The following is a 25,888-nucleotide window of genomic DNA, read 5'->3' on the forward strand; positions in this document are numbered from 1 at the left end:
TTCACAGGGAAGGTACAGCGATGCCGAACCTTTGTATATTGAAGCTTTGGCGATGATAAAACGTCTGCTGGGGGATGAACACCCGGATGTGGCAACTAGCCTGAACAATTTGGCATTACTCTACGGTTCACAGGGAAGGTACAGCGAAGCCGAACCTTTGTACATCGAAGCTTTGGCGATGAGAAAACGCCTGCTGGGGGATGAACACCCGGATGTGGCAACTTGCCTGAACAATTTGGCATTACTCTACGATTCACAGGGAAGGTACAGCGATGCCGAATCTTTGTTAATCCAAGCTTTGGAGATGACAAAACGTTTGCTGGGGGATGAACACCCCTCAGTGGCAACTAGCCTGAACAATTTGGCATTACTCTACGATTCACAAGGAAGGTACAGCGATGCCGAATCTTTGTTAATCCAAGCTTTGGAGATGACAAAACGTTTGCTGGGGGATGAACACCCCTCAGTGGCAACTTGCCTGAACAATTTGGCATTACTCTACGATTCACAAGGAAGGTACAGCGATGCCGAACTTTTGTACATCGAAGCTTTGGCGATGAGAAAACGTCTGCTAGGGGATGAACACCCCTTTGTGGCAACTAGCCTGAACAATTTGGCATTACTCTACGATTCACAGGGAAGGTACAGCGAAGCCGAACCTTTGTACATCCAAGCTTTGGAAATCGCTGAACAACAGTTGGGGGTAAATCATCCTGATACAATAAACATTCGTGAAAATCTGGAATACTTGCGGCGGAATCGTCAGTCTTGATTCAGGAGAATGGTTGCTTTTGTCTGGCGTTGGTTTCAGTAATTTAGGTAATCTGCACCGGCTGTATTACCCGCCTGGGATTCAAATCCTAGTCTAATAAGTAGGCAACATAATTAATTACACAATGTCATTACAAATGCAGTGAAGCAAAATAGTGCGATCGCAACCCCTAGAACTACTTCTCTACGATATGCTTTGCGTAGGGTGCGATCGCAATTACTGTAAATATTTTTATTTATCTATTTAATGAGCCTCTGAACTCCGTCAACGAGGCTTTTATCTCCGTTCACGAGGCTTTTATCTCCGTTCACGAGGCTTTTATCTCCGTTCACGAGGCTTTTATCTCCGTTCACGAGGCTTTTAGCTCCGTTCACGAGTATTTTATCTTCGTTAACGAGTATTTTAGCTCCGTTAACGAGGCTTTTATCTCTGTTAACGAGGCTTTTATCTCCGTTAACGAGGCTTTTAGCTCCGTTCACGAGTATTTTAGCTCCGTTAACGAGGCTTTTATCTCCGTTAACGAGGCTTTTAGCTCCGTTAACGAGGCTTTTAGCTCCGTTCACGAGTATTTTAGCTCCGTTAACGGGTTATAGAGATAGCGATCGTGGTTAATTGCACCATCTTTTACATCACATTCCACAGGATTTGAACCTAAATCCCAAATAGAAGATGTATGTTTAATACTAGTAATAATAATTTTTCCATTTTCTTGAATAATCTCAAACTCTTGGTTTTCCCCTAATAGTTCTTTAGGGATTAATAATCCGTTCTCCGTTGCTGTTAATTTCATGTTTAATTACCTCGATTTATTTTGTAAATTAATCAAATGAATTTGCTTTAATAGGTTGTTTTAAAAGTGGTTGGCTGTGATTATAGGCACTTATTGATCCCCCCTAACTCCCCTTAAAAAGGGGGGAACCGGAATAAAAGTCCCCCTTTTTAAGGGGGATTTAGGGGGATCTAAAACGTTTTGCTACCAAGAAAAGAACTTTTCAAACATCCTCTAAGGCAGGCAAGATGCCCACCCCACAAAATTGGATAAGGCTACCAGTTACCTACAGGTTGAGCATCATGAGAAAACATTGAAGGATCGATTGAAATGCCCAATCCTTCAGCTACACGACGACCATAAGAAATATCTGCCCGGAAGAAGTGGCAAAGTTGGCGCATTTGGATGTCTTCCCTTGCTTGAGAGAGACTACCGACAATATTTTTAGCAAGACGCTCTTGCTGTTCAGGAGTTAGTAACCGATACAAATTACCTGCTTGGGTGTAATCGTCGTTTCCTTCACGATGACTGTAACGATCAACTGTGACATCGCCCAAATGACTAGGTGGTTCTGCATAAGCTGGATTTTCTTTAGGCGTACCCTCAGCACTATTCGGTTCATAGTTAGGAACGCTACCGCCGTTGTTCCCCGATGCCATAAAGCCATCTCGCTGATAATGCATCACTGGACATTTGGGCTGGTTAACGGGTAGTTGCTGATAGTTACCACCCAAGCGATACCGTTGAGCATCTGGGTAAGAAAAAATTCGAGCTTGCAGCATTTTGTCTGGAGAGAAACTAACGCCAGGAACCACTGCACTAGGGCTAAAAGCGGCTTGCTCTACTTCGGCGAAATAATTCTCAGGGTTCCGATTTAGCTCTAATATCCCGACTTCAATTAAAGGATATTCTCCTTGTTTCCAAACTTTGGTCAAGTCAAAAGGATTATCTGGATGTTTTTCCGCTTGCTCTTCAGTCATCACCTGAATACACATCCGCCACTTAGGATAGTCTTTGTTAGCGATCGCTTCAAACAGATCGTGAGTCGCATGATCAGGATCTTCGCCCTTAATCTTAGCGGATTCTTCCTCTGTCAAGGTTTGATGCCCTTGCAGAGTCTTAAAGTGAAATTTACACCAAACGCGATCGCCTTCAGCATTAATTAAACTAAAAGTGTGGCTACCAAAGCCATCCATGTGTCGATGGGTTTTGGGAATTCCCCGATCTGAAAAGAGGATCGTCACCTGGTGAAGCGATTCTGGGCTGAGTGACCAAAAATCCCACTTTGCATTCTGGTCTTTGCAATTGGTTTGGGGATTGCGCTTTTGGGTATGGATAAAATCAGGAAACTTCAAAGGGTCGCGGATGAAGAAAATAGGGGTATTGTTACCTACAAGATCCCAGTTACCCTCTTCAGTATAAAACTTGAGGGAAAAACCTCTAGGGTCGCGCTCGGCATCTGCTGAACCCTTTTCTCCACCAACTGTCGAAAAGCGCAAGAGAACTTCCGTTTTCTTGCCAATTTCAGAAAAAAGTTTGGCTTTACTGTAGCGGGTAATGTCATTGGTAATAGTCAAAGTACCATGAGCAGCCGCACCTTTAGCGTGAACAACTCTTTCAGGAATACGTTCTCTGTTGAAATGAGCCAGCTTTTCTATGAGGTGGAAATCCTGCATTAATACAGGGCCACGCGCTCCAGCTGTAAGTGAGTTCTGGTTATCGCTAACAGGAATACCATCAGCAGTTGTCAAATTTTGGGGTTCAGTCATGGGTTAAAGAAGCTCTCCATGTAAGTTACTCAGATTGCCCACAGTACATTTTAGTCAGTAGATGTATACCTACTGATAGAACGATCTAATTCATAGTCATAACGAGTTTATATATAAATCATACTCGATATGATTATGAATTACCATAAATTTTTTTGTATTTTGGGAGGATATAGAGGCAATATACAGCCTCTATGCTGCCTTTCAGGTATTTAAATGTTTGAGAATCAACGAACAAACATCTGTCGCCTCAATTTGATGTTTATCAATTAGGTGAGTTTGATGGGTGATAAATAGAGGCCCTTCATCTGGGGAAGTGGTGATATTACCGTGAGAGCCACGCACCAGGGAAGCATCCAAAGGAATTACATCCATTAAGTAGCGAAAACCTAGTTGTTTCTTAAGTAACTTGAGAGCAATTTTTCCTTGAGGAAATTTGATTTGCGGATCGAGGAAAAGTTCTACAGGATCGTAACCCGGTTTGCGGTGGATATCTACAGTTCTAGCAAAATCAGGCGCTTTTGCATCATCAAGCCAATAATAATAGGTAAACCAAGCGTCAGATTGTGCGATCGCTACCAACTCACCCGATCTAGGATGATTGAGATGGTAGGCTTGTTTCCCCTCTTCATCCAATACCTGGGCTACGCCTTCAGTCGCTTCTAAAAGCGATCGCACCTTCGGGATATACGCCGGATCGTTCACATATACATGAGCAATTTGGTGATCGGCAACGGCAAAGGCAATGCTAGCACCAAAATCGAGCAGTTCTCGCCCTAATTCTTCTCGCACAGCAATTAAACCGTTTTGCCGTAATACGCGGTTCAAATCCACAGCTTTAGAAACTGGGGTAATGCCATACTCAGAAAGAATAATTATCTGAGTGTTGCGTGCTTCAAAATATTCAACCAAATCGCCACAAACAGCATCAATTTCTCGTAAATCAGCTTGTATCTGTGTTTGATTGTTACCAAATTTTTGTAGACAGTAATCTAAATGTGGTAAATAGACTAATGATAATGTCGGGCTGTAACGTTCCTCAATCCATTTTGCTGAATTGGCAATCCATTGACTAGAACTAATGGTAGTTTTTGGACCCCAAAAATCGAACAGAGGGAAGTTTCCTAAATCAGATTGAATTTGCGATCGCACATCACTAGGATGGGTATAAATATCAGGTAATTTTCTCCCATCTGCGGGATACATCGGGCGCGGCGTAATGGCATAATCTACAGAAGAATACATGTTGTACCACCAAAAAAGGTTGGCACAAGTAAAATTTGGATCTATTGATTTAGCTATTTCCCAAAGTTTGGGAGCCTGTACTAGTTTATTAGATTGTCGCCAAAACTTCACTTCACATTCATCCCGGAAGTACCAACCATTAGCGACAATTCCATGTTCATCAGGCAATTTTCCTGTTAAATAAGTAGCTTGAACCGAACAAGTTACAGCAGGTAGAACTTTTTTAATGGGAGCCACTTGCCCTTTATCAGCCCAAGAAGATAAAAAAGGCGTATTTTCTCCTAGTAAACTGGGCGTTAATCCTACGACATTTATAACAACTGTTTTTTTCATAAACTTAGTTTCTTCTTAATTTGCGACGAATTCTTTTAATACCCACTCATATTCCCGCTGAATAGAAGTCAGCAAATCTATCTTCATTTCTGATGGCAATACATCCCAAGTGTAAGTTTCAATTTCTAAATGAGAGCAAGCATTGTTGGTTTTAAGTAGATGTAAAACAGTAGCAATGTCATCTTGGGTAGATTGCAAAATTTGATAATCATGAATAAAAATCGGTACATGGAAGTGAGTGCGCCATTCTTCAGCGAGAGATTGCTCTAAATGTGGTAAGGCATTTATTAAGTCAGGATAGTGATGGAGTGTACCATCACTGCGACGTTCTATTACCTGGTGAAGATAAGTAGATTCAGCAAAAGGACGTAAGCGTTCAACTATCAAACTACGTTTTTCAACATCAGCAGGAATTTTTACTTTAATCGCGGCGCTGATTTGAATCTTACCAATCTTAATTCCTGCCGAGTGCAAACGCTCGAATACAGATTGTGGTTCCTCATACTCAACTGAAAAATGGCAGGTGTCATAGCAAACCCGAACGTGTTCTAGTAATTTGCTTTCTGCTAAATTCTGCTCGATATTCAATTTTTCTGATAAGTAATTACCGCCAATTGGCAATAACCAATTTTGGTAGAAGTCAATTAATTCTGAGGTATTTTCAATTAATCCATCAGGCTCAGGTTCTAAATCAATATGTAGTATCTTACCTGTTTCTTCATGGAGACGAATCATTTCTACAACAACTGATGCTATGTTCAAACAACTCTTTTTCAGAACTGTCTCAAAAGTTGCTTGGTCTTTTTCCCACCAAGGTTTATAGGATAATGGTAATGTAGAAATTCCGCCATCAAGTTCTTTTGGTAATAGATTTGCTAAAATATGTGTCAAGTTTAATGTGTAATTCACGCGTTCTTGTGTAGACCAATCTGGTGCATAAACTTGGTCTTTTACCACCTGTCGATGAAATCCGCCATAAGGGAATCCGTTTAAGGTAAAAATGTACAAATCTTGTTGAGTCAACCAAGCTTGGAATTGAGCTAAGTTATTATTTTGTAATAGTTCTTTGGCTGCTGCATCTGCTAACCTTAAACCAATACCAAAAGGTTCTGTTGGTGATAAACGTGATTTGAGATTGAGAACATATTTTTCTAAATTGGCGAAAACTTCTAGCCAACTTTCACCAGGATGAATATTGGTGCAATAAGTTAAGTGAAAATTATTGTTTTTTGTAATTTCCATTTTCTAGCTTTATTCCTTGTATATGTAATCTATTTTCTTTGACTTATACTATTCCACAAAAGACTTGCAACATATTCATGGCTATGGGCGCATATCAATGCGCCCATACAGCCGATTTATAGTATTACTGGGTGTATACATTCAAATTTAAGTAACAGCAAATACTTTTGCTAACTTCATCGAAAATGGTAGCAAGATTAGAACTAATAAACCGTAATACAAACCAGCAAAACCAGATGCAACTGTTGCATCTAAAACAATTAGAGATAAAACACCTATTTTCACAGCATTTCGGATATTTTCGGCTACTGGTTCACGCGCAGCTTTGACGAAATTAGGCAGCACTCGGATAGCTAATAAAATAGCGAATGGTAATGCTGCGATCGCTGTATACTCTCCTAATAATCCTAAAGCTAAAACTGCCGTTAAAACTATTGCGATTAGTAGTAATGCTAGTACTCCCGTAATCTTCTTACCTCCGTGAACTTCACCTTGGCTAATTGCGGTGATAGCAGCAATGTAAATAACAGGAATGAGAGCTAAATACCAACGTTCTCCTATTATTGCAGGTACAGCACTTACACCTAACAATAAGTTACTGCCACGACACAAACCCATATTTAAAGGGCCAAAAAAAGGATGATGTTTGGCGAGTGAGTCGTACAGTAGGGATGAAAGAGTGATAAATATAGCGATCGCACCACTCAACAACGATACTTGAAAAGCAGCTATAATCCCGATCGCAAATAGTATGCTCCCCAATAAAGTAGCATTTTGACGAGACACACGACCACTGGGAATTGCTCTATTTGGTCGCTCTTTTGCATCTAATTCAGCATCGAAAACATCATTAAAAACTATACCGCCGCCGTATAAACCAGTTGTAGCCAATAACAACCAAGCTAATGGAATTAGTATGGCAAAACTCGCTTCTCCATTGATTAATTGTGCAAAAATAATCCCAGCGCCAGAAGCAGCAAAACCAACAAGAATATCTGCCCAAGCAGTAACAATATTAGCAGGACGCATCAATTCTAGATAACCCCGCCAGCTTTGAAAATTTAAGCTTGCAACATTCACTTATCTGCCTCCGTGCCTAGTAATTTATCAAAATAAACCGCATATTAAAAATGAATCAGATATTTATGCAATTCGTCTTCTCCACTCTCCAGTACAGACGCGAATAATCGCGTCTCTCCCCAATTTTCTACTCAATCAACACATAATCTGAAGCTGATTTGATTCCTGGTTCTTGTCCACGCAACACAGAATTACCATTGAACAACTGACGCTGATCAACAGATTGAGGATTAAGCCAGTCTGATGCTTGCATCTGCCCAGTTTGACTGTAAGCAGCTAGGGCGTTTTCATAACAAACTGCGCGTACATGTTCTTCAGGGATGCCTCTATCTAACATCAACTGAGCCGTTTTCGGGACTGCCAAAGGATCGCTGATACCCCAATCAGCACTACTATCTACAATGATGCGATCTTGCCCATACTTGCGGACAACTTCTACCATCCTGGCGTTACCCATCTTCGTCTGTGGGTAAATCGTAAAAGCTGCCCAAAAACCCCTTCCTAATACTTCCTCAACGGTTTCTTCGTTGTTGTGATCAATAACTACTTGTGAGGGATCTAACCCATATTCAATGCAGCGATCCATACTTCGACTAGCACCCGCCTTCTTATTCCGATGAGGGGTATGAATTAGCACCAACATATCGAGTTCTTTGGCTAATGCTAACTGTTGACAAAAGTACTTATCTTCTGCTTCTGTCATGTCGTCATAGCCAATTTCGCCAATGGCAACAACTCCCTCTTTACACGCATAAAGTGGTAGCAGTTCTATAACTTCTGCTGCTAGTGCTTCATTGTTAGCTTCTTTCGGATTTAGACCAATTGTGCAGTAATGTTGGATGCCAAACTGACTAGCACGAAACCGTTCCCAGCCCACAAGGCTACTGAAGTAGTCTTTAAAAGTGCCAGCGTTGGTTCGCGGTTGTCCTAACCAAAAGGCTGGTTCAATAACGGCGACAATGCCATATTCTCGCATTACTAAGTAATCGTAAGTAGTGCGCGAACACATGTGAATGTGAGGATCAATAAACATCATAAGTAATTCAAAATTCAAAATTCAAAATGAAAAACCCGGTATCAGCAAATATCCTGGCTGTTGACTGTATACGGTTTCAATGTGGAATGGCTTGCTGTTGCTGAATGATGGATAATTTCATTTGCAGACTGACAGGCGTTAGCGTAGCTCGCCGCAGGCATCGCGGCTAAAACTGCTCCAAGTCAGATTACCTTGTTGAATGGATGACTGTAAATCTGGGTAACGAGAAAGTAATTCTTGTGCTTGGGGTAAAGGAGACTCAGCACAAGCTAACGCTGCTGCTTCTTGCTCGTGTATATCCCCATTAGCCAGTACTTTTTCTAAATCTGTGATGATTGCGTTATCCGCAAACCGCCCTACCGATCGCCAAAGTTCTGGCGTAACTGAGCGTTTAGCTGCCCAACGTTCATGGGCATAGTCTGCTAACATCCTCGCCAATTCTGGGTTAGCACGTCGATCCAGTCCCCAAATTAGATGCAACGGACTGCCAACAAACACAGCCTTCAGCACCATCTGATTCCAAGCAGCATTGTCTAAATAATCTGCTGGATAAGGGTTACGTAGTGCTATGGCTTGAAATACATTACTCATATTGCTGCGAATTCCCTCAGCAGCACGATGGCGATGTAACTCTGGATGTGGTAGTAGCGGCAAACTTTGATAAAGGACAACTAACTCCCCCATATCGGCAGTGGAGAAGAATTTATCAAGCGATCGCACATAGCCCTCAGCATCATCGTGAGGCAAAGCTAGAAGCAAGAGTGTGCGACCTGCTTGATCTACACTCCAATGACCAGGATACCAACCGGGAATCACATCCTGCGCTGCTTCCAAGTCTTGGAATGTTAGCTGCAAATCCTGTTTACCTAGATAACGCGGTACAGCACTAAAAGCCGTAAAAAACACTCGTTCAGCAGCGCCGCTAGCAATCTGTGCCTGCTTTTGTTCCAGCCAAGCAAAAGCTTTCTCTGAAAGAGACTTTAACAGCCAGTGATGCAGTAACTTGTTTACTTTACTCATGATGAATTTCAGGAGAAGTTGCCCAACTTTTTTGTGACAACTAAGTATAAAATCTAGCACTAAACTTGATACTTTGTGATTAAAGCAGCTACATAACGTACTACTGAGTTCATAACTTTACTGAATCTATAAAATTCTCCCGATTTTAAAGAAGATACTGTAAAGATACCATTTTCATTAGACAAATCCTAAAATTATCTTACGTAAAAATTTAAAATCTTATGTAATGATGATATTTATTGCAACCTTAAGATATAAAATCTAGGCATCAATAAAATTGTAAATTAATGTTATTTTAATCCTCCTGTTTGAGGGTAAAATCACTTCAAAAGTATGATGGTTTGAGTAGATAAAATTATCTAAACAATCATTTTAAATTGAAGTGTTAAATGTATTTACCCTGATAATTTTACTGTCAATCTTAATTGCAGTATTAGTTCTATTTACAGTTACTTTAAAAGTAATAATATTTAAATGGCTATTAAACAAAAAACCGCTCTTAATCTGCAACCAATTAACCAATGTGTCCGCGTAAGCTTCAACTATGATGTTCACTTCACTAAAGGCTTGTTTCAGTTAGATAATCCTTTACTCGCACAAGTGATTGCTACAGATGGGGAGACAACCCCAAAACAAGTGCTAGCAGTGGTAGATGCAGGGTTGTTACAGTACCAGGATGGGTTGCTAAAAAAATTATCAGTCTATGCCCAATATTATGAAGATGTACTAAGGCTGAGTGGTGAGCCGATAGTAGTTCCGGGTGGAGAAGCAGTCAAGAACGATTCTAGATTTATAGATCAAATTCATCAGCAGATTAATGCAGCTGGATTATGCCGTCACTCCTACGTCTTAGCGATTGGAGGTGGAGCCGTGCTAGACATGGCAGGATACGCAGCAACAACGGCTCACCGAGGAATTCGGCTGCTACGAGTACCGACAACAGTATTAGGGCAAAACGATTCGGGTGTAGGGGTAAAGAACGGAATCAATGCCTTCGGCAAGAAAAACTTTTTGGGTACATTCATGCCACCTTATGCTGTCTTGAATGACTTTGATTTTATTACTAGCCTTGATGATCGAGATTGGCGATCGGGTATTGCAGAAGCGGTGAAAGTGGCGCTGATTAAAGATGCAGATTTCTTCGATTTCATTATGACTAATGCCGAGAAATTGGCTAATCGAGACATGGACATAATGGAAAGGCTGATCTATCGCTGTTCCCAATTGCACTTAGAGCATATTGCTGGTAGCGGCGACCCCTTTGAAATGGGTTCATCGCGTCCTTTGGATTTCGGACACTGGGCTGCTCACAAACTAGAGCATTTAACCAATTACAGCCTACGTCATGGTGAAGCTGTAGCAATCGGCATTGCTTTGGATACGACCTATTCATATTTAACAGGAAAACTGTTGCAATCTGAGTGGCACAGGGTTATGAGCACACTCAAGAAATTAGGTTTTACCTTGTACGTATCAGCACTGACAGAACAATTAGATCAACTAGATCATCCGCATTGTCTATTTAGGGGGCTTACCGAGTTCCGTGAACACTTGGGAGGAAAATTGACAATCACCCTTCTCCAAGGAATTGGGCAGGGTATAGAAGTTCACCAAGTGGATTTATCTTTGTATAAAGATGCTATTTTAATGCTGCAAAATTGGGAACTTTTACATTAAGCAGCAAGAAGGCTCACACTGACCCTACGGGTTCAGTGTTGAGATGAATTGCGCGTGAGTTGACGACAGTCTTCTGACCGATATTGAGTGTAAGCTCTCATGAGGTCAGTGGACAACGTGAAACTTGTACCTATTGATTATGTGATTAAGTTTCCTGGTAATTTGGGGATAGTTAAAACTGTGTTTCACAAAGAATGACCAAATGCAAAATTCACGACTGTAACTATATCCAAAAATGCAGATGGTAGATACTACATCTCTATTCTGTTCACCCAAGAGTTCTGATGCACCCTGGAGTGTCCATATAAAGATAAATCCTCATCTCCCTTATCTCCTCAACCCCCCTTGGTGTTCACAATGAAAACCTCGATTCTCCCAAGCTTGCATATCTACTTGGGTAAGCCTTGTTACATTTGAGCACTGCGGTTGAATAATTTGACTTAAAATCGCCCAAAATAAGCTGCGTGTTACATCTAATCCAGTTTTGACCCAAGATTCACGATTACCAGGAATACCTAACTCCTGAACAATCTTTGGCTCTACCCAAATACCATGAGCACCTAAAAGAATCTGTGCCATCCATTTAGCTCTGGGTAAATGACTTGGTGAGGTAATCAACATGACTTTATGCACTCCCCAACGCCGCAGAATTGGAATACCATAATAAAAATTTTCAAAAGTAGAATTCGCGCACTTTTCTAACCAAACGTTTTGTAAACCTGCTAATTTCGACTGAAAAATTAACCATATACAGGGGTCTGGGGAACCATGAGAAATTAAAATTGGGGTTTGTGGGTATTGTTTTGCTTGTTGGGCAACATAAGTTTCTCGACTAATACTGCCACCAAGCACAAAGAAGGCATCTACAGGCTGCGAGGAAGCAAAAACTAGGGTTATAGTAGTAAAAATCAGCCAAACACCCAGGACAACATACAATCCACCACTTAGTTTTTGTAACAATTGCCACAGATTAGCAAATTTTTTTTTAATAGAAATTAATGATTTGATGGTAAATTTGCGTTTCATGACTTAGGTAATAAAAGCTGATTTAATGGCTGTCTAACAGTACTGCAATTCAGTGAACAAAGTGCTATCTTATAAAAGTAATCTAGAATGCAAACATGACGCTAATCAAAGTGTCACATATTCAGTATAGCCTTCCGGAGAAGGCTAACAAACTAAGAAATGGTTGTTAATAATGCAGTAATTTCGGCATCATTAAACAATAAAAATGATGAAGAGAGAATAGCCGAGTTTGGGGTATAAAAACTTAAAATTTTTTTGAAAGCCTGATTGCTAAACTGTCAACAACACAATTATTTCAGCTAATATACATGAACCAATCTGCGAAAAGTTACTCACCGCTCCAAGTAGCCTTGATTGGTGGAGCGATCGCCACTACTGCTACTATGTCTGTGTTCGGCCCCGCTTGGACTCGTGGTGTCCGTGCCGCTCTAGCCCTACAAGACAGCCCAAAAGCGATAGTTGACCAAGTTTGGCAACTGGTGAATCATGAATATGTTGATGGCAAATTTAATCAACAAAATTGGCAAGCAACCAGACAAAGCCTGTTGAGCAAAGACTACTCTTCTCGTGAAGAAGCTTATGCTGCAATCCGCGTAGCTTTGCAAACCTTGGGAGATCCTTACACTCGGTTCATGGACCCCCAACAGTTTGAAGCCCTGACTAGCCAAACATCCGGGGAAGTCTCAGGCATTGGCATTCGGATGGAAGTAAATGAAAAAACTCAGCGGCTGACTGTTGTCGAAGCCATAGAAAATTCTCCGGCGCTGAAATCTGGGATCAAAGCAGGCGATGAAATTTTAGCCATTGATGGCAAACCCACTCTTAAAATGAAAGTGGATGATGCTTCCAAGCTGATTCGCGGCAAAGCAGGTACTCCCATCAAGCTACGGCTGGGACGGAAAGGGCAAAATGCCTTTGATTTGAAGCTGACGAGAGCAAATATTGAAGTGCCAACGGTACTTTATACCCTCAAGCAAGAAGGGAATCGCCGCGTTGGCTATATCCGTTTGCGGGAATTTAGCGCCCACGCCGCAGAGCAAATGCAACGAGCTATCCGCGATTTGAACAGTAAGAAAGTTGATTCTTATGTCTTGGATTTGCGGGGAAATCCTGGCGGTTTGTTGCAGGCCAGCATTGAAATTGCCCGCATGTGGTACGATAACGGCGGAATTGTCAAGACAGTAGACCGTGTAGGCGGCACTGAGGAAACTAAAGCCAATCGCACTGCTTTAACAAGTCGTCCTTTGGCGGTCTTAGTGGATGGTAATTCAGCGAGTGCTAGCGAAATCCTCACAGGGGCACTCAAAGATAATAAGCGGGCGGTAGTCGTAGGTGGTCAAACCTTTGGCAAAGCCTTAGTGCAGTCAGTTCATCAACTCGCAGATGGTTCCGGCTTGGCAGTTACCATTGCCCATTACTACACCCCGGCAGGAACCGATATTAACCATAAAGGGATTACGCCAGATATCAAGCTAGACTTGACAGAGGCACAAGAGCGCCAGTTGGCTTCTAATCCAGATTTAATCGGAACTAAGAGCGATCCGCAATATGCCCGTGCGATCGCAATTCTATCAAATAACAACTTTGCCCAACCACCGGCAAATCAGCCGACTCGACCGATGAGCCGCGCCGATAACCTGAAATTTTAGATTGATGCGAGTGATATAGTAGTATTCCCAAATCCAGATTTTTGGAGTTATAAAAACTGCCTGATATTACCGTTATAGGGTTTTGGTTTGGGAATACTAGCTACTAATCCCAAACCAAAATCTCAGATTTATGAATCATCAGCCAGTTGATACAACCACCGCCACCAGCTTTTTACCAATGGTGTCGGTGGTTGTTCCTATTTATAACGGTGAGGCGGATTTACCAGAGTTAATCAATTGTCTGTTGTCTCAAACCTACCCAAAAGAACGGGTAGAGTACTTGTTGGTGGACAATAATAGTAGCGATCGCACTCTCATCATCCTCAAAACATCTGCCGAAAATTATCCCATCAGAATCCGCCCGTTGAGCGAAAATCAAATTCAAAGCTCCTATGCTGCTCGTAATACCGGGATTCGCGTCGCTACGGGTGAAATCATAGTTTTTACTGATGCAGATTGTCGTCCACAACCACAATGGTTAAACGCATTAATCCAGCCTTTTGTCAACCAAGAAGTGGTGATTGTCGCTGGTGAAATTTTGGCACTACCAGGCACAACTCTGCTAGAACAACACGCAGACCGTCAAGAAACTTTGTCGCAAAAGCATACCCTTAAACATTCCTTTCGTCCCTATGGTCAAACTGCTAATTTAGCGATTCGACGCATTGCCTTAGAAAAAGCAGGTTTATTTCGTCCCTATCTTACTACTGGTGGCGATGCCGACATTTGCTGGCGAATTTTGGGGGAAAATATCGGGTGTTTGGAATTTGCCCCAAATGCGATCGTTCAACACCGCCACCGCGGTACACTTCAAGAACTTCAAAGTCAATGGCGGCGCTATGGACGCTCAAATCGCTATCTGCACGAACTGCATGGTGTCGATTTAATGCGAGAGATGACAGCCAAAGAATACGGCTATCGATTGGCTCGTTGGTTATTCAAGGAAGTACCAAGAGATATTAAAAAGGCGTTGGCGCAGCCCGCCGCAGGCATCGCGGGTAAAGCTACCCTTGTAGATTTATTTAATACTCCCATTGGTTTGTTCACTGCTAGGGCGCGTGCTGCTGGGCAAAGAGAGGCCAAGCTGCCAGAAAATGCCAAGATAATTGATCGACTGTAAAAATATTAATAAGACTTGAGGCAAAATCTCCTTGTTAAAGGTAGGCAAACTTCCGCCAAAGTTTACTAGGCAGCTAAGTAACAAAAAACAAACGCTCTTGTCAGCCCAAAAGCATCGCCTGAAACCCTTATTTTTCGTTAAGATCACAAAAGTGAATATATCTTAATAAGTATTTAAAAAACTAGGCACAGCAAATATACTGTTATGATAAAGTTTTAAAGTTGAGCAGTTGTATTTAATAAAGTAAAAATTTCAGCAGGTAGGGCTTGCTCCAAGTTTGTACTTTGGTCATTAATGGACAAGTTTGTAGTAATGAATAGGGTGAAGAGTTGATTTGAGCGTGCACAAATTTGATTGTTCCCTCATCATTGATAGATAAGTTAGTAAATCAAGAAAACAAGTTCTGCCATATTTATTGACAACGCGTCCGCTCTTGCAATTAACCCGCTCCTTGCCTGCTCCGAGGAAGGAATAGGGTTTGTCTCTCCTAATCTCTTCATTCACAGCTACGCTTCATAGTTTTGTGAGTTGAGCAACATGAACGTGGATGGATTTAGCCAACAGATAGAAAAATTATGCTCACAGATACAGGAACTATTGCAATGCAATGTAACTAATCTAAACTCACAACAGGAGATCATAAAAGAGGCTTTCGAGGAACTTCACACTGCAATGGAAGAACTATTGACAGCCTCCGAAGAGTTACAAATAACACGAGCGGCAGTAGAGAAAGAACGCCAGCGTTACCAAGATTTGTTTGAGTTCGCTCCAGATGGTTACTTGGTAACTAATACTACTGGGACAATCCAAGAGGCTAACCATGTAGCAGCAACCTTGCTTGGTGTACACCAAAAGTATCTAGTAGGTAAACCATTAATTCTTTTTATTGCTCAACAAGACCGCCAGTCCTTTAGCTTTCAGATAAACAATTTCCAGGAGCTACGGAATTGGGAAATTAACCTACAACCACGGGGAGGAGAGCCTTTCCCTGCTAGTGTTAAAGCGTCTACAGTGTACGATTTACAGGGCAAGCCGGTTGGCTGGCGTTGGCTTCTGTTCAACATCAGTGAACGCAAACAAACTGAAGAAATGTTGCACCAAGCTTACAGTGAGTTAGAAATACGAGTAGCAGAACGGACAGCGGAACTGGTAAAAACAAATCAGAAATTGCTAACTGAAATTACAGAGCGTAAACGAGTCGAATCACAACTGCTGCACCTTGCGTTTCACGATGCACTGACAGGTTTACCGAACCGCGCTGCATTTATGAACCGCCTAAGACGTGCAATCGATTATTCAAAACGGCATTCAGATTATCTATTTGCTGTACTATTTATCGACCTCGATCGATTTAAGCTGATCAATGACAGTCTGGGACACATCAAAGGAGACCAATTTTTGCTTGCTATTGCAAATAAGCTAGAAGTATGTGTACGCTCCATAGATACAGCCGCACGGCTTGGGGGAGATGAATTTACAATCCTGCTTGAAGGAATCCAAGATGTGTCAGATGCAATCAAAGCGGTTGAGCGGATTCAACAGGAACTGGCGTTACCCTTTGAGCTTGACGGACAAGAAGTGTTCACAACAGCAAGTATTGGTATTGCGTTGAGTTCAACAGTAGACTATGAACAGCCAGAAGACCTGTTGAGGGATGCTGATACGGCAATGTACCAAGCCAAGATGTTGGGCAGAGCGCGTTATGAGCTATTCAACTCAGATATGTATGCTAATGTTCTGGCAAAATTGCAGCTAGAGTCAGAGTTGCGCCGAGCAATTGAACGCCTTGAGTTTCAAGTTTATTACCAACCAATTGTTTCGCTCACCAAAGGCTCTATTTTAGGTTTTGAGGCTCTGTTACGCTGGCAGCATCCAGAGCGTGGTTTGCTTAATCCAGCAGATTTTATTCCCCTGGCAGAAGAAACTGGACTAATTTTCTCCATTGGCAACTGGGTATTGCATGAAGCCTGTCACCAGATGCAAGCTTGGCGAATGTGCCATCATTCCAACTTCTTAGAAAAAATCAGTGTTAATCTCTCCCTCAAGCAATTTTCCCAGTCGGATTTGATTGAGCAGATTGGGCAAATTTTGCATTCAACTGGTCTTGATGCTGGCACTCTAGTGCTAGAGATTACTGAAAGTGTAATTGAGGAAAATGGCGATAAGGCAAATGCCGCACTCTTAAAACTTCGAGAGATGGGCATTGAGTTATCAATTGATGACTTTGGTACGGGCTACTCCTCATTAAGTCGTCTTTATAACTTTCCGATTAGTGTGTTGAAGATTGACCGTTCTTTCATCAGCCCGATGGGCGCTAATAGTCAAAATTTAGAAATCATTGAGATAATTGTCACATTGGCGCATAAGCTGGGTGTGGATGTGCTCGCCGAAGGAGTAGAGACAAAAGAGCAACTAGGACTTCTAAGAAAGTTGAACTGTGAATATGCTCAGGGAAATTTTTTCTCTGTCCCATTAAATAGTTCAGCAGCGGAAGCATTAATTATGGCAAATCCTCGGTGGTAAGGGTTATTTAAAAAAAATTGTGTCCTACCCTGCGGGAAGCCACTTCTCTACGAGACGCTCCGCGAACGTGTCTATGTGTCTTTCTCTAACGAGACGCTGCGTTAATAGCAGCCCATCATAAAAGCTTTCGGGACGGTAGAGGCGAATTCAGGTTGTTCAATGCCTACCAACTTTCGCTAAATTGGAAAAAGGAAAACTCAAGGGAATTTTAAATGTCAGCACAATTGTTACTGGTGGATGATGAACCAGGAATACGGGAAGCCGTGAAAGACTATTTGCAAGAGAGCGGTTTCAGCGTTCAAGTCGCCAGTAACGCCGTTGAAGGTTGGGAATGGATGCAGATGAATACACCTGACTTAGTGATTTCCGATGTCATGATGCCCCAGGTGGATGGCTATCAGTTCCTCAAGCAACTGCGAGAAGACCCCCGATTTCAAGCACTGCCGGTAGTGTTTTTAACTGCTAAAGGTATGACAGGCGATCGCATCCAAGGCTATCATGCTGGTGTTGATGCCTATCTTCCCAAACCCTTTGACCCAGATGAGTTAGTGGCTATAGTCGAAAATTTGCTAGCCCGCCGCGCCGCTAAAACTCCAACTACGGGAGATGAGGTTGAAACCCCTGATCTTGCTGAATTGGCCAATCAGATTGCCCAAATTAAGGCATTGTTAACTCAAAGAAATGCTATTTCCCAATCGCCAGCCCCTTTCAAAATTGATTTGACTCCCAGAGAACAAAGTGTTCTAAATTTGGTCGCTGAAGGATTGATGAACAAAGAAATCGCCCGTCGCTTAGAAACCAGTGTCCGCAATGTAGAAAAGTACGTCAGCCGTTTGTTTAGTAAAACTGGCACCAATAGCCGTACAGAGTTAGTTCGTTTTGCTTTAGAACACGGTCTAGCTAAATAGAGAGTCTTTGGGCTGCGGGGCATTGGGCATGGTTATTCACCTTGTCCCCTTGTCCACTTGTCTTTGATGCTCTCCCTGCCTCTTCTCTCCCCGCCTTTCCCACTCTTTGCGTCCTCTTCGTCAAATAAATCTTCTTTTGATTGTGGGTAAGTGGTAATAGGTAAGTGGCTGCTAAACCATAACCTATTACCAGTAATAGATAAAACATAAGTATTTCAGCAAATCAGGCACTTAGCTAAAGCAAAAAGCTAAAAGTAAGGTTATTTATTTTTACTTTGGTCTTTTAGGTTTTCATTGGATTCGCGCCTGTTGTCCAATTCCCCATCTGTAAAGACACAGGGTTTTGTTCTTCCTGTAATGTTTTGATAAAAACTCGGTAAAATGCACCCGGCTGAATTTGCTCTTAGATTCTACCAGTACCCTTTGCTACAAAGTTTTTAATAGAGGAAACAATTCCTGGGACTTTGTGCTGCTAAATAAGACTTTCACAAAGTAGAAATCACAATATTTTATGAATTCTACTTGCTGCTTAGTTTTTATTGCAACGATGCATGGGATCAACATTTGATTTGATGCCCAATTCATGTTTTTTCACTACTTAAATCATACCTTTAAGCTTGTGGATTTTCAGCAGCATTACGCAAGCGCATTAGCTGGCGTCGCATTTGAGGTGAGGCTTTAAACTCAGATACTTCCTGCGCTTTCACGGACGCTTGCAGCGTCTCTAGAAAGTCATCAGAACCCTCAGTTAAAGCATCAAGTAGCACCTGTAAGAGTTGCTCGCGATCGCCCAGTAGACTCTTTTCCTCAATCAACCGAAATTTGAGATGGATTTCGCACTCATAAACACCTACTTCGAGATTATTTATCTGGCGTGGTAATGCTTTGGAGTTCATAGCTATTGAGATTCCTTTACTTGGTGGTCATGAGGGTAAGGAGGTAGATGTCCAGCAAAATTCTTTATATCTTTTTTGAATCCAAAGTGCTTGAATTAAGAATTTTTCTTCATCAATCACCTTTGTATTCCATTTCACTCTCCTGTGTTTTATTTTCAAGCTAGATTTTCACTGTCTAGATTTTGGTGTTCCTGTGCCAGATGTAGCTTATGGTAAGCCATAACTATTATTCAGTTTTTAAGATTCTACACAATAAAGTTTCTGTAAGAAGTTGTTCGACCTTTTTAAAGGTTTTTACATCAACTTTATGTTAACGTCAAGAACAGTTTGACTTGTTACTTTAAATTTGGTGTTTATACGTAAGTAAAACCGCTTAATTTTTTTCAGTTTATTAAAGCCAGAGGTAGATGTAGCGGTATTCAGTAAAATTACTTGGTGTACGTTTTTTTCAATAGAAAATTCTGGAGAAATTGATCGGCATAATTATTAAGGTAAAAATTTATGTTCCTCATAACAAAATGTACACAGATCAAATTATTCCTACCAAGTGCTTCACCCTACTGCGTTTTGCGCTTGATTGAGTACAAAAATTTTAGCCGTAGGTAAGATTAGTACACCGCTTTGACTTGTTTATATACCCCAAATGAAAACACCTAGTCAGCAATTTTTACAGAAAAATATTTGGACTACTGTCAGTACTAGTAGATCGTTTTGTCTTCAACTCCTAACAGAAGTAGTAAGTTAAACAGTACAGATGATATTTTTACTTATGCCCATTCAATATACCCTTTTGAAATTGCGTTCAAAGCTTGTAAATTGAGAGCATTCAAGCTCAGATATAGCGTTTACAATAATTTCAGTGTAATCCACCCAAATCTTACACCCTTTTATGGATAACCCGATGCTGCTCAAGTCCACAACCCGGCATGTCCGCATTTTTGCAGGTGAAATTAACCGGGATGGCGAACTGGTTCCTAGTGAACAGGTCTTAACGTTAGATATTGACCCAGATAACGAATTTAACTGGAATGAAGATGCGCTGCAAAAAGTTTATCGAAAATTTGATGAACTAGTAGAAGCATCTAGTGGCGCAGACCTCACAGACTATAACTTACGCCGTGTTGGGTCAGACTTAGAGCATTATCTGCGATCGCTCCTGCAAGTCGGCGAAATCAGCTACAATCTCTCTGCCCGCGTTACCAACTACAGCATGGGAGTTCCCCAAGTTGCAATTGACGACAAACAATAAGCAAATGAGTTAGTAGCGAAGCGATCTGGCTGAACCTTTCTGACAATTCAGGTCATCTGGAAAAGTCCACGAAAAATCTAACCCCCTTCCCGCATCGGGAAGGGAGAAAATTCAAGTCTTGCTCTTTGTCGGAGAAAGGTTTCCAGATATCGTGAAAAGTCAGATGAACCTTTCTGTGCCAACTTACAGCTATTTTGATTAGTATCTCGTTCCCAGCAAGAGGCTGTAAATGCCCTCTGTGAGGCTTTGCGACCTCCTCAAAGAGCATTTCCTTCTTAGAGCCTGGAAACGAGATTACGAGATTTTTAAAGCCACTTCATGCGTCAGGTACTTTTGCTAAAAGTGTATTTAGTTATCTTAATTCTTAATTAAAGTTAATTGTTGCTATCCTACTTATAAACTAAATAAATACCAAGATTATCTGTCTCTTGATGATGGGGTAATTCAGTAAAAGCAAATAGCGCACTACGCTTGGGTTATGCTTTGGTAACAGGGTTGGAGTTCGTTGCTTTGGCGATGAAGAGTCACAGAGCAATAGAGGCTATGATGAGGCTGTAGGGTTGACTTAGGAGCGTATTCTTTGGATAAGTAAGTATTAGCACCTGCTGATATCCGCCAGCTAAAATCATCATCTAAAGTCTGGGTATGTCAAGTTTAAGAAAGATGAGCGGTCTAGATTGTCCCTAATAATGCTGTTAAAGAAATTGCCAATCGCTGATCGGTGCGAAAACTATGGAAAATGACGCGGCAACGCTCTACTGTCCAAATGAAAATTGTCAGGCTGCCAACCCCCTGACTCACAAGTTTTGCCAGCGATGTTCCACGCCCTTACCCAAAAATTACCTCTGGGCTGTGGTAGATGGCCCGAGTGTGGGTAGTCCTGGAGAAATATTAGCCGATCGCTATTTAGTCCTTGATAAATTTGTTCTCTTAGATACGAAGCCTGGTTTATTAGCGCTAACACCTGAGTTAGATAATTTACAACCTCTAAAAGCTTACCTGCGACTGATTCCCTACCGTTTACACGTACCGCAGGTATATGGAATACTTTTTCTCGCTGATGGTCCCTCCCAGCGAGAAATATTACTCTTAGAAAAACCGCCACTATTAGTAGATGACAGCATCCAACAAGTGCATTTGGGCAGCGAGTTAACGGTCGCTTGGCGTGATGCGACATCGATGCGCCAACTAAATTGGTTATGGCAAATAGCTCATCTATGGCAACCTCTTGTGAGTGAAGGTGTTGCCTCTAGCTTGCTTGACTCATCTGTATTACGGGTAGAAGGATCATTAGTACGTTTATTGGAATTGCGTTTCGACGCTGCAAAATCACCAGAATTGACCCAATTAGGTGAATTCTGGCAGCAGTTAGTTAGTTATTCTAAACCAGCCATAGTTGAATTTGTTGATCAGGTTAGCCTTTCCTTAATTCAGGGGAAGATTAATTCAACCGATCAATTAATCGGAATTTTAGATAGCGGACTGGCACAATTAGGGCGATCGCAAACACCTACGATCAAAATTATCACCAAAACCGACACTGGGCCAAGTCGCCAACGTAACGAAGACGCTTGTAGCCCTCCCAGTGGAACTCTGGTGAGCAAACCACCCCAGCCAACAGCCTTAGCAATTGTCTGTGATGGCATCGGTGGACACGAAGGTGGCAATGTCGCATCAAATTTAGCCATTGAAACGATCCAGCAACAGGTACAGCAACTAACAAAAGTTCCCTACGACCACATAGACCCTTCATTGCTGCTTAATGACCTAGAAAAGGCAGTGGCAATTGCCAATGACAAAATTAGTCAGCGCAATGACAGTGAAAATCGCCAAGGGCGGCAGCGAATGGGCACAACTTTAGTCATGGCATTGCCTGTTGCTCACGAAATGTACATTACCCACGTTGGCGATAGTCGTGCTTACTGGATTACCCGCCACGGCTGTTATCAAGTTACCCTCGATGATGATGTTGCTTCCCGTGAGGTGCGGCTAGGCTATGCCATTTACCGCGAGGCTGTACAACAAAGTGCTGCTGGCTCTCTCGTCCAGGCTTTGGGCATGGGGCCCAGCACTTCATTGCATCCCACATCAGCACGGTTTATGCTCGACGAAGATGCTGTTTTTCTGCTGACATCCGATGGTTTGAGTGATTTTGATCGGGTGGAGGAATACTGGGAAACAGAAATTTTGCCGATTTTAGTTGGGGAAGCAAATATAGCGAATGTTGCGGATAGATTAATCGAAATCGCTAACACTAAGAATGGACACGATAATGTCACCATCGCTTTAGTCCACTATCAAGTCCAATACTGGGAACCAGAAATCACCATCAAAGCCATCATTCCAGAAAGTTATTCTGCCAAAACTGTTGATTTTGCATCCAGAACGACAGATGCGACACTTTTAGGCAGCCCAAACCACAAAACTCAGGTGATTCCAGACACTGAGCCTGCTAAAACGCGCAGTTTACCGCTACAGTGGATTGTTCCGTTAATATTTGTGGTAGCAGCAGGTTCTTTAGGATTATTCGTCAAGCAACTGCGATCGCCATCAGGAGCCTTGCCAGTTTTTTCCAATCCATTACAAACTCAAAACCCTGCCATAGAAGCGACACCCGCACCGCGATCCCTTGCTAATCTTTCTCCTGGCTGGGTAATTAAAACCAACAATCCAATCTCCTTGGGAAACAACCAATCACTTCCCCCTGGAGCTTTTTTAGAAGTTATCAACACAAAACCAAATCCCAACCCTGCTTCTGTTAATTTTTCGGTGTCTATGCGAGTCTGTGGCAATAAAAGCACGGAAACTCCAGCGAATACTAATAATCCAGCAGTAATTTCCTCAGTTCCACCTAATTCAAAACCTTTGCCGGAAACAGTATTGCTGGACTTATCCCAACTGAAACGCTTTGGTGTAACGGTTTTACAACCAGATGCACCAAGTCCATGTAGAACCGTCACGCAACCGCCAGTTAATCAATCACCTGACACTAGTCCAACTTAATCAAATACTCGATAAACTGGTAAAAACCTGGAATAATAACAGTAACAATCAGAGTAAAAAACTTACAAGGTAAAAAAGTAGAAAATTTTTACTTTGGAGAATTGTTATTTGAAATTATTTGTTTTAGTTTTTATTTTTATGAATCCATGCCATCCCTGAATTTGGCGATCGCCCGTCTCTTAAACACTGGCACTGACAATTTCGCCATTTGGGTGGTCAAGGCTCCCTATCCCAGTGGCTACGTTTTGCGTGACTGTGTATGGCCTGTGGAACTCAATCAAGTCTGGCAAGAATGGCAACAGATGTTTGCTGGTCATAGTCGCTTAGATATTTCTCCAAGCTCAACATCTCAAAAGTCCAACCCATTCCCCATAGATTGGATTTCACCCCCTTCAAGTCAGACGACTGGCCCTTACAGCAGTCGTCTGATGCAATATTTGGGAATGAATTTATGGCGCTGGGTATTCGAAGGGCAAATTCTTGGTAGCCTAGAACGCAGTCGCGGGATTGCGATGGGTCAGCATACACGTTTGCGCTTTCGCCTGGAAATTCGTGACCCGGATCTAATCGCTCTCCCTTGGGAAATTATGCAGCGTGAGCCTGGTCAATCAGCTATGTCTCTCTCCCAAGATTTGCTATTTAGTCGCACCAGCAGCGAAGTTGACCCCTTACCGTATTTGCGAACTGACCAGGCTTTAAGTATCCTGCTGGTTTTAGGTCATGATGATAAGCTGCAACTAGAACAAGAAGCTGCTATATTACAGCAAGCTCTTGCCGATACGGCTGTGGGTGGTAATTCCCAAAGATATGCACCTTGTATAGTAAATCAACTCCTACAACCAACGCCACAAGAGTTAATTCAAGAATTAGAAACCAAAGCATACAACGTTTTCTTTTACGCTGGACATGGTTTGCCAGACCCAGACGGAGGATTACTGTTTTTGCGGCCAAACATGCCCCTGAATGGGATAGAATTGGCGCAAGTATTGACCCGTACAGGTGTGAAACTAGCAGTTTTTAATGCCTGTTGGGGCGCACAACCAGCCGCTATCAATCATCAAGCTATACCTGCCAGCAGTTTAGCAGAAGTTCTGATTCGTCATGGTGTGCCTGCGGTTTTGGGAATGCGCGATGAAATCGCAGACCACGAAAGCCACAGTTTTATTCAAGCTTTTACCCAAGCTTTGCGATCGCACAAGCCAATTGATGAAGCCGTAGCCCAGGCTAGGCAAGAATTATTAACACTGTATAAATTTAATCAACCTGCTTGGACTTTGCCTGTTCTCTATCTGCATCCAGATTTTAATGGCGAACTCATTAAAAATCTGGATGAAGGGATTACGGAACTACCAGATACAGCCATTCCTGATATAGGTTCCCCGCTTCCTACTGCAACTTTACGATCGCTCACTCCAAAAGGTAAAACTTGGTTGTTGCGTTATGGAGTCACCCGCATCGGTCGCACGAAAGATAATGATATTGTCATTCCCGAACCATCTGTATCCAAACGTCACGCCGAAATCTTTTGCCGCAATACTCTTACTGATGCTACATTGGTGCGAACTTATTATTTGCAAGATTTTTCCACCTACGGGACAACTTGGTTTTTAGGCCCTAATGGTTGGCAACAAATCCTCCGAGAGGAAGTCCCATTGAAATCGGGAATGCAGTTAAAGTTTGGAAGTGCCAGAGGTGAAACCTGGGAGTTTCTGATTGAAGACTCCTAGCAGAGCTATTGCATAAATCGATTTAAATCTTTAGATCAGCTTTTCAAATCTGTTTTTCCCGAAGAAAAAATCAAATGTTTTTGCGGAAATCTCTTCTTGGAAATTGTAGCTGTCAATACCACCAAATAATCATAAGGTAAGAAAAAATGGCGAATAAAATTAACGGCTCAGACACTTTCTCTTCTTTGCCATCTCAAGTAGATTTAGAATTATTGGAAGCGTTACTGGAACCAGACGATGCTACCTATCCCTGGAATCCAGCTGATGAAGAATCAGAAGCTTATTTTCAGGAATTAGAACAACAGTTCGGAATGCAAGATTTGCTTGAGGAAGAACTGATAACGCGATCGCAAGATTTTTACAGCCATCTAGACACACTTTGGTCTGGTATCTCCCTTGGGGAGAGCTATAATCACAATCCCCAACAAGCACTAGCGCTTAACCTTCAAGAAAAATTATGTAGTACTTTTGCAGCGTGTGTGCCTCAAGCATTGCTCAACACCATCGCCACCAAAGCTACTGAAATTTTTGCTGCCCAGCAATCAATCGGTGAACAACTGGTTGAGTGTGTTCAGACAGTACTACCAACTTGGGGGACAGAGGATCTTTTAGTTTTGGCTCGTCCTTTTACTTACGCTATGCGAAGTAGCGAATCGCAAAACGGGGCATCTGCCATCAGTAATCTTAAAAATAGCGAGTGGACAGCTTTATCAGAAGTAGAGAAAGCGAAGGTTACTTTAGCGATCGCTTCCTATGCTTTTACTCAACTCAACAAGTCTCAGTCGGAATCATAAATAGGGAACAGGTGACAGGTGACAGGAAATAGAAAAAGTAGAGAAAGCTA

The 25,888-nt window shown here is 42.1% G+C and carries 21 protein-coding genes; 10 read left to right on the forward strand and 11 right to left on the reverse strand.

What is annotated here, in order from left to right; translation table 11 throughout:
• Positions 1-772 (forward strand): tetratricopeptide repeat-containing protein (locus H6G92_RS26835; protein ID WP_190897869.1); only part of this gene is annotated, 772 nt, incomplete at its 5' end.
• A gap of 239 nt (positions 773-1,011) precedes the next feature.
• On the opposite strand, the gene H6G92_RS26840 is transcribed toward H6G92_RS26835, so the two are convergent.
• The 8 genes from H6G92_RS26840 to H6G92_RS26875 all read right to left on the reverse strand — a co-directional run bounded on the left by H6G92_RS26840 (position 1,012) and on the right by H6G92_RS26875 (position 9,266).
• Entirely contained in the window at positions 1,012-1,335 is a 324-nt protein-coding gene (locus H6G92_RS26840; protein ID WP_190897874.1) for a hypothetical protein, read from the reverse strand.
• Complete coding sequence (locus H6G92_RS26845) at positions 1,332-1,562, reverse strand: hypothetical protein (RefSeq protein WP_190897879.1); 231 nt, start codon at positions 1,560-1,562, stop codon at positions 1,332-1,334. The genes H6G92_RS26840 and H6G92_RS26845 overlap by 4 nt, the downstream gene beginning before the upstream one ends.
• A 254-nt stretch (positions 1,563-1,816) precedes the next feature.
• Positions 1,817-3,310, reverse strand: a complete 1,494-nt coding sequence (locus H6G92_RS26850; protein WP_190897881.1) for a catalase — start codon at positions 3,308-3,310, stop codon at positions 1,817-1,819.
• A gap of 204 nt (positions 3,311-3,514) precedes the next feature.
• On the reverse strand, positions 3,515-4,888 hold the full coding sequence (locus tag H6G92_RS26855; RefSeq protein WP_190897883.1) for an alkaline phosphatase family protein: 1,374 nt from the start codon (positions 4,886-4,888) through the stop codon (positions 3,515-3,517).
• A 15-nt stretch (positions 4,889-4,903) separates the two neighbouring features.
• On the reverse strand, positions 4,904-6,130 hold the full coding sequence (gene eboE, locus H6G92_RS26860; protein ID WP_190897885.1) for a metabolite traffic protein EboE: 1,227 nt from the start codon (positions 6,128-6,130) through the stop codon (positions 4,904-4,906).
• 147 nt (positions 6,131-6,277) lie between these two features.
• Positions 6,278-7,210, reverse strand: a complete 933-nt coding sequence (gene eboC, locus H6G92_RS26865; RefSeq protein ID WP_313889998.1) for a UbiA-like protein EboC — start codon at positions 7,208-7,210, stop codon at positions 6,278-6,280.
• 127 nt (positions 7,211-7,337) lie between these two features.
• Positions 7,338-8,246, reverse strand: coding sequence for a TatD family hydrolase (locus H6G92_RS26870; RefSeq protein ID WP_190897887.1), 909 nt, complete (start codon positions 8,244-8,246; stop codon positions 7,338-7,340).
• A gap of 138 nt (positions 8,247-8,384) precedes the next feature.
• On the reverse strand, positions 8,385-9,266 hold the full coding sequence (locus tag H6G92_RS26875; RefSeq protein ID WP_190897889.1) for an EboA family metabolite traffic protein: 882 nt from the start codon (positions 9,264-9,266) through the stop codon (positions 8,385-8,387).
• A 474-nt stretch (positions 9,267-9,740) separates the two neighbouring features.
• Between H6G92_RS26875 and H6G92_RS26880 the strand changes: the two genes are divergently transcribed.
• Complete coding sequence (locus tag H6G92_RS26880) at positions 9,741-10,943, forward strand: 3-dehydroquinate synthase (RefSeq protein WP_190897892.1); 1,203 nt, start codon at positions 9,741-9,743, stop codon at positions 10,941-10,943.
• Positions 10,944-11,270: 327 nt separating this feature from the next.
• On the opposite strand, the gene H6G92_RS26885 is transcribed toward H6G92_RS26880, so the two are convergent.
• Entirely contained in the window at positions 11,271-11,969 is a 699-nt protein-coding gene (locus H6G92_RS26885; protein WP_190897894.1) for a YdcF family protein, read from the reverse strand.
• A gap of 308 nt (positions 11,970-12,277) precedes the next feature.
• Here H6G92_RS26885 and ctpB point away from each other — a divergent pair, with 308 nt between their 5' ends.
• The 4 genes from ctpB to H6G92_RS26905 all read left to right on the forward strand — a co-directional run bounded on the left by ctpB (position 12,278) and on the right by H6G92_RS26905 (position 18,169).
• On the forward strand, positions 12,278-13,618 hold the full coding sequence (gene ctpB / locus H6G92_RS26890; protein ID WP_190897897.1) for a carboxyl-terminal processing protease CtpB: 1,341 nt from the start codon (positions 12,278-12,280) through the stop codon (positions 13,616-13,618).
• Between the two features lie 130 nt (positions 13,619-13,748).
• A complete protein-coding gene (locus H6G92_RS26895) occupies positions 13,749-14,738 on the forward strand; it encodes a glycosyltransferase (protein WP_190897902.1) in 990 nt (329 codons plus the stop codon).
• A 672-nt stretch (positions 14,739-15,410) separates the two neighbouring features.
• A complete protein-coding gene (locus H6G92_RS26900; protein WP_190971447.1) occupies positions 15,411-17,261 on the forward strand; it encodes a putative bifunctional diguanylate cyclase/phosphodiesterase in 1,851 nt (616 codons plus the stop codon).
• 212 nt (positions 17,262-17,473) lie between these two features.
• A complete protein-coding gene (locus tag H6G92_RS26905) occupies positions 17,474-18,169 on the forward strand; it encodes a response regulator transcription factor (protein WP_190897914.1) in 696 nt (231 codons plus the stop codon).
• On the opposite strand, the gene H6G92_RS26910 is transcribed toward H6G92_RS26905, so the two are convergent.
• Positions 18,162-18,377: a hypothetical protein gene (locus H6G92_RS26910; RefSeq protein ID WP_190897916.1), complete on the reverse strand. Its 216-nt coding sequence runs from the start codon at positions 18,375-18,377 to the stop codon at positions 18,162-18,164. The genes H6G92_RS26905 and H6G92_RS26910 overlap by 8 nt on opposite strands.
• A 403-nt stretch (positions 18,378-18,780) precedes the next feature.
• Positions 18,781-19,065: an Npun_R1517 family heterocyst differentiation transcriptional regulator gene (locus H6G92_RS26915; RefSeq protein WP_190897918.1), complete on the reverse strand. Its 285-nt coding sequence runs from the start codon at positions 19,063-19,065 to the stop codon at positions 18,781-18,783.
• An 889-nt stretch (positions 19,066-19,954) separates the two neighbouring features.
• Here H6G92_RS26915 and ndhM point away from each other — a divergent pair.
• The 4 genes from ndhM to H6G92_RS26935 all read left to right on the forward strand — a co-directional run bounded on the left by ndhM (position 19,955) and on the right by H6G92_RS26935 (position 25,838).
• Positions 19,955-20,314: an NAD(P)H-quinone oxidoreductase subunit M gene (gene ndhM, locus H6G92_RS26920; RefSeq protein ID WP_190897922.1), complete on the forward strand. Its 360-nt coding sequence runs from the start codon at positions 19,955-19,957 to the stop codon at positions 20,312-20,314.
• 732 nt (positions 20,315-21,046) lie between these two features.
• Complete coding sequence (locus H6G92_RS26925; RefSeq protein WP_190897925.1) at positions 21,047-23,317, forward strand: protein phosphatase 2C domain-containing protein; 2,271 nt, start codon at positions 21,047-21,049, stop codon at positions 23,315-23,317.
• A 146-nt stretch (positions 23,318-23,463) separates the two neighbouring features.
• Positions 23,464-25,044, forward strand: coding sequence for a CHAT domain-containing protein (locus tag H6G92_RS26930; protein WP_190897928.1), 1,581 nt, complete (start codon positions 23,464-23,466; stop codon positions 25,042-25,044).
• A 146-nt stretch (positions 25,045-25,190) separates the two neighbouring features.
• Positions 25,191-25,838, forward strand: coding sequence for a hypothetical protein (locus tag H6G92_RS26935; protein ID WP_190897931.1), 648 nt, complete (start codon positions 25,191-25,193; stop codon positions 25,836-25,838).
• Positions 25,839-25,888 lie beyond the last annotated feature (50 nt).

The organism is Nostoc foliaceum FACHB-393 (assembly GCF_014698505.1).
Taxonomy (GTDB): Bacteria; Cyanobacteriota; Cyanobacteriia; order Cyanobacteriales; family Nostocaceae; genus Nostoc; species Nostoc foliaceum_A.

What these genes read in the sequence shown, in the direction of transcription:
- H6G92_RS26850 (WP_190897881.1), bottom strand. Translation starts at nt 3,310, where the DNA reads ATGACTGAACCCCAAAATTTGACAACTGCTGATGGTATTCCTGTTAGC.
- H6G92_RS26925 (WP_190897925.1), top strand. Translation starts at nt 21,047, where the DNA reads ATGGAAAATGACGCGGCAACGCTCTACTGTCCAAATGAAAATTGTCAG.
- H6G92_RS26855 (WP_190897883.1), bottom strand. Translation starts at nt 4,888, where the DNA reads ATGAAAAAAACAGTTGTTATAAATGTCGTAGGATTAACGCCCAGTTTA.
- eboE (WP_190897885.1), bottom strand. Translation starts at nt 6,130, where the DNA reads ATGGAAATTACAAAAAACAATAATTTTCACTTAACTTATTGCACCAAT.
- H6G92_RS26915 (WP_190897918.1), bottom strand. Translation starts at nt 19,065, where the DNA reads ATGAACTCCAAAGCATTACCACGCCAGATAAATAATCTCGAAGTAGGT.
- H6G92_RS26885 (WP_190897894.1), bottom strand. Translation starts at nt 11,969, where the DNA reads ATGAAACGCAAATTTACCATCAAATCATTAATTTCTATTAAAAAAAAA.
- H6G92_RS26900 (WP_190971447.1), top strand. Translation starts at nt 15,411, where the DNA reads ATGGAAGAACTATTGACAGCCTCCGAAGAGTTACAAATAACACGAGCG.
- H6G92_RS26880 (WP_190897892.1), top strand. Translation starts at nt 9,741, where the DNA reads ATGGCTATTAAACAAAAAACCGCTCTTAATCTGCAACCAATTAACCAA.
- H6G92_RS26930 (WP_190897928.1), top strand. Translation starts at nt 23,464, where the DNA reads ATGCCATCCCTGAATTTGGCGATCGCCCGTCTCTTAAACACTGGCACT.
- H6G92_RS26845 (WP_190897879.1), bottom strand. Translation starts at nt 1,562, where the DNA reads ATGAAATTAACAGCAACGGAGAACGGATTATTAATCCCTAAAGAACTA.
- H6G92_RS26910 (WP_190897916.1), bottom strand. Translation starts at nt 18,377, where the DNA reads ATGTTTTATCTATTACTGGTAATAGGTTATGGTTTAGCAGCCACTTAC.
- H6G92_RS26870 (WP_190897887.1), bottom strand. Translation starts at nt 8,246, where the DNA reads ATGATGTTTATTGATCCTCACATTCACATGTGTTCGCGCACTACTTAC.
- H6G92_RS26905 (WP_190897914.1), top strand. Translation starts at nt 17,474, where the DNA reads ATGTCAGCACAATTGTTACTGGTGGATGATGAACCAGGAATACGGGAA.
- ctpB (WP_190897897.1), top strand. Translation starts at nt 12,278, where the DNA reads ATGAACCAATCTGCGAAAAGTTACTCACCGCTCCAAGTAGCCTTGATT.
- H6G92_RS26895 (WP_190897902.1), top strand. Translation starts at nt 13,749, where the DNA reads ATGAATCATCAGCCAGTTGATACAACCACCGCCACCAGCTTTTTACCA.
- H6G92_RS26935 (WP_190897931.1), top strand. Translation starts at nt 25,191, where the DNA reads ATGGCGAATAAAATTAACGGCTCAGACACTTTCTCTTCTTTGCCATCT.
- H6G92_RS26875 (WP_190897889.1), bottom strand. Translation starts at nt 9,266, where the DNA reads ATGAGTAAAGTAAACAAGTTACTGCATCACTGGCTGTTAAAGTCTCTT.
- ndhM (WP_190897922.1), top strand. Translation starts at nt 19,955, where the DNA reads ATGGATAACCCGATGCTGCTCAAGTCCACAACCCGGCATGTCCGCATT.